At 55.4% G+C, this 3,455-nt stretch carries 4 protein-coding genes; 3 read left to right on the top strand and 1 reads right to left on the bottom strand.

Annotation, left to right across the window (positions count from 1 at the left end; genetic code table 11):
- The first annotated feature begins 434 nt into the window (after positions 1-434).
- The gene (locus RIFP1SYM_RS16030) at positions 435-1,397 is read left to right on the top strand and encodes a sigma-54 interaction domain-containing protein (protein WP_005966820.1); all 963 of its coding nucleotides are present in this window, start codon (positions 435-437) and stop codon (positions 1,395-1,397) included.
- A gap of 571 nt (positions 1,398-1,968) precedes the next feature.
- On the opposite strand, the gene RIFP1SYM_RS16025 is transcribed toward RIFP1SYM_RS16030, so the two are convergent.
- The gene (locus RIFP1SYM_RS16025; protein WP_005966817.1) at positions 1,969-2,427 is read right to left on the bottom strand and encodes a hypothetical protein; all 459 of its coding nucleotides are present in this window, start codon (positions 2,425-2,427) and stop codon (positions 1,969-1,971) included.
- Positions 2,428-2,618: 191 nt separating this feature from the next.
- On the opposite strand from RIFP1SYM_RS16025, the gene RIFP1SYM_RS16020 reads away from it, so the two are divergent.
- Together RIFP1SYM_RS16020 and RIFP1SYM_RS16015 are read left to right on the top strand one after the other, a co-directional pair.
- Positions 2,619-3,002, top strand: coding sequence for a type I restriction-modification system subunit M N-terminal domain-containing protein (locus tag RIFP1SYM_RS16020; protein ID WP_005966816.1), 384 nt, complete (start codon positions 2,619-2,621; stop codon positions 3,000-3,002).
- Positions 3,003-3,107: 105 nt separating this feature from the next.
- Positions 3,108-3,341: a DEAD/DEAH box helicase family protein gene (locus RIFP1SYM_RS16015; protein ID WP_005966815.1), complete on the top strand. Its 234-nt coding sequence runs from the start codon at positions 3,108-3,110 to the stop codon at positions 3,339-3,341.
- The last annotated feature ends 114 nt before the right edge of the window (positions 3,342-3,455 follow it).

Raw genomic sequence — 3,455 nt, 5'->3', positions numbered from 1 at the left:
TCTCCCCGACTGGTGTACTGACTGATTCACCACTGCCGCCGCAGGCGGCAAGCAGACTGGTGGAGAGGGTGATCGCGGCGATGGTACGTAACAGCTTCATGACTCTACCCACAGGATGGCCTATAAAAATGACACTCGAAGTATCGGTGGCAAAGGCAGGGGGCTTAAGTGACGAAGTCACATTTTCCTATCATATAGCCTGCATATCGCCTTGGGTTCAACGATTTTGGGAGGGGTTTCACGATCATCCCAAGAATGAAAATCCTTATTGGCCGATGATGACAAAATTGGAGCAACAGGGTGGTGCAGAAAGGTAGAGACAAATAGAATTCCCGAGGAGAGTGGGTTTAAAAAATGGATTGGTGACGTTACTATTTTGGGGGTATTTGATCCTTCTCATTTTGTAGGATCAGGTGATGAGATAGGCTGAAAAGATGCATGCGATAAGACAAAATCTGCTGGGTAAGGCGCCGGAGTTCCTGAGTGTGCTCCGGGCGATGAGGATCGTAGCCGCAACCGACGCGACCGTATTGGTCAGCGGCGAGAGTGGTACGGGTAAGGAACTCTTGGCTAGCGCCCTGCATGGCTGCAGTCGCCGCTCAGATGGGCCGTTTCTCACCGTCAATTGTGCCGCTCTGCCTGAGCAGCTGGTGGAGTCGGAGTTGTTCGGCCACCGTAAGGGAGCCTTTACTGGTGCTGTCTCAGACCAACCGGGTAGGGTGCAGGCGGCAGCTGGAGGCACTCTGTTCCTTGATGAGATTTCGGAACTGCCCCTTAGTGCGCAGGCAAAACTGCTGCGCTTCCTTGAGTCTGGCGAGTGCCAGGCGGTGGGAAAAGCCCAGCCCGAGGTGGTGGATGTGCGCGTGGTGGCCGCGACTAACCGTGATTTGGCACAAGCAGTAAAGGAAGGTAGCTTCAGGGCTGATCTCTACTACCGTCTCTACATCGTACCCTTGGAGCTGCCAGCCTTGCGGCATCGTTCGGGGGATATCGACGGCCTGCTTCAGGGCTTGACTGATGAATTGGCGGAACAATATAAGCTGGCCCCGCCCATCTACTCCAAAACAGCAATGAAGCTGTTGCGACGTTATAGCTGGCCCGGCAACGTTCGTGAGCTGAAAAACCTGAGTGAGCGCATGCTTATCCTGTTCAGTGATCGGATTATCCGGGCGGAAAACCTTCCCTTGGAGATCCGCGAACAGTCCCGGCTGGATGGGGCCTCCGGTAGGGATTTTGTCCTGCCGGATGATGGATTAGTGTTGGATGAGTTGGAGGCTAATCTCATCCAACAGGCTTTGGGTCGCACCAGTGGTAACCGCAGCAAGGCAGCCCGTCTCCTCGGACTCTCGCGGGATACTTTGCTCTACCGCATGAAAAAGTATGCGATTGAGTTGTAGCTCTATCTGACGAAGCTTGCCTATTATTCTGCCTCGCGTCTGATTCCCACCCTCTCATGGTCGCCTCAAGGCGGATTTAGTGCTCAGGGATGAGCTGCTGATCCGTGCAGATCGGCTTTTCCTAGGGTCGGTGCCCTGGATAATTCCGAGATTCTGCTGCGCTCACACGAAGTTTGCTGAGCACTTTACCGCCTTGTCATCGCAAGACACTTAATATCGAAGATGAAGCACAGGGATGTCAGACAACTGGCCACCCTGTAGAAAAGCAATAAACAGGGCGGCACATGGAACAAAAAACCTCGGCGGCCTCATCTGGTCGGTGGTCGAGATGCAGCGTTCCGAATACGCCGCCGAGCGCAAAACGCTGATGAAGCTGCGCGACGGCATGCGCAAGTTTGTACGCCGCTACGAGTTCATCGCCCAGGTGGGTGCCGCTGGGTGATCCGGAGTTGGAGAAGCTCAGTCGCTTTATTCGCCTCTATGTGAAACGGTTGGCCAATGTGCCGATGACAGAGATTGATTTCTCCGGCCTGCGGATGACCCACCTGGGGCTCTGAGAAGCGGGAGGGACTCAAGCCGCCGCGTGCAGATGTGCCGCCTTCGCCTCACGCGCCTTGGTCGCCTCTTCAGGTGTGTAGGCGCGCCCAGACCAGAGCATTTCGTAGGCGATCTCCTCATTGCCGTTCTCGCACAGCTCCAGCACCTTGCTGAACAACGGCTGGAAAGTCTCACTGCGATGGGACTGTTCGTGCTCCTCAAAGGAGTTCCAAAAGGTGATGATAAGCGCCTCGCGCCCCTTCAGCGGGCTCTCCACCGGCTGGCCCACTGTACTCCCCTCATTGGAGATGTTGCCACTGTTGAGGGAGACGAAGCCCCCCACGAAACCTGTATCCGAGTGGTAGGTCTTCACGTTCTCACACAGATAAGCGACCCGCTCCTGGAGGTCGTCCACGCTGTACTCAGGTTTCAGGATGACACGGTTCACCGTCACCACGCCGTTGTAGGGAAAATTGTCGATCAATGCAGACACTGAAATACCTCATTATGCTTGTATAAATATTTTCTATCTACTTAGTCGGACATCGTCACAGCAGATAAGTTCATAATGATATTCAAATACACTTTTCATGGAAATTTCACAGGACAGAAGAGTGAATTACTATAGCGCTCGCACACATAGGCCTCCCCCTTCGGCCGAATAACGATAATTCTGGCCAACACATGGAACAAAAAAATCTCGGCGGCCTTATCTGGTCGGTGGCGGAGCTGCTACGCGGCGACTTCAGACAATCTGAATACGGTCTGGTGATCCTCCCCTTCACCGTGCTGCGCCGTTTTGAATGCGTGCTGGAGCCGACCCGCGATGCCGTACTCACCAAGCATGCGGAGATCGCCGAGCTTGGCATCAACTCCTATCTGGTACTCCCCGAAGTCAGCGGCCAGCAGTTCTACAACACCTCTCGCTACCAGCTGAACAACCTCGGTGTGGCCGATACCCTGGCCAAGCTGGAGGACTACATCAACAACTTCTCCGCCAACGCCCGTGCCGTGTTCGAGCAGTTCAAATTCTCCAACAAGCTGCTCTACAAGGTGGCGCACTGCTGAAGCTGATCATTGCTTCTTCATCTTCGAAAATAGGCAGATGGAGGACGCCAACGGCGCCGCTACAAGCAGGAGACGATGTTCTTTCCCCACTATCACCAGTGGTAGGTGGTGACCCGGCTGGATGCCGTGGTACACAGCGAGGGTGTGGGAAGGCGCTACCTGCTGGAACACAGTGCCGGTTCGGGCAAGAGCAACACCATCGCCTGGCTCTGCCATAGCCTGATCCGGATACACGAGGCTGACGGTTCGCGCCGCTTTGCCTCGGTGATCGTGGTGACCGACCGCACAATGCTGGATGACCAGCTGCGTGAGTCGATCCAGCAGATCGACCATCAATAGGACGTGGTGGCCGGGATCGAGCGTGGCAGCGGTTTTGGTGACAACGCCGCCAAGAGCGCTAGGCTGGCCAAGGCGCTGCTGCCGTGGAGCCTGCGGTGCAGCGCTTCAAGGGAC

It is taken from the genome of endosymbiont of Riftia pachyptila (vent Ph05) (assembly GCF_000224455.1).
Classification (GTDB): Bacteria; Pseudomonadota; Gammaproteobacteria; order Chromatiales; family Chromatiaceae; genus Endoriftia; species Endoriftia persephonae.
This window is presented reverse-complemented; position numbering and strand designations above follow the sequence as displayed.

Coding starts and splice junctions, on each gene's coding strand:
- RIFP1SYM_RS16030 (WP_005966820.1), top strand. CDS start 435: ATGCATGCGATAAGACAAAATCTGCTGGGTAAGGCGCCGGAGTTCCTG.
- RIFP1SYM_RS16020 (WP_005966816.1), top strand. CDS start 2,619: ATGGAACAAAAAAATCTCGGCGGCCTTATCTGGTCGGTGGCGGAGCTG.